The 217-nt window shown below is 41.5% G+C and carries 1 protein-coding gene; it reads right to left on the reverse strand.

Going from position 1 to position 217, the window contains the following annotated elements; genetic code table 11:
• Nucleotides 1–217, reverse strand: a 217-nt coding sequence (locus tag ACSVH9_RS16440; protein WP_438064648.1) for a DUF7507 domain-containing protein, incomplete at both ends; no start/stop codon positions are given.

Below are 217 nucleotides of genomic sequence, written 5' to 3' on the forward strand. Positions count from 1 at the left end.
CTGGATTTTTAGGACAAGTAGTGCAAGGAGTAGGGTCAGAAGAAGTATCAGTTACCGGTTTGTCGTTTGGATCTTTAGCAGTAGCCAAAGCCAAGTTGTAAACAAATCCTGCGTTGATATCATCTTGAGTAATGGTATGTGAAGCTGAGAATGTAGTGCTATCAGTTGCACCTACAGCAAGAGTTGCAATAGGACCGCCAGTTACTATAGCATTATT

The organism is Flavobacterium sp. RSSB_23, from assembly GCF_051547145.1.
Taxonomy (GTDB): domain Bacteria; phylum Bacteroidota; class Bacteroidia; order Flavobacteriales; family Flavobacteriaceae; genus Flavobacterium.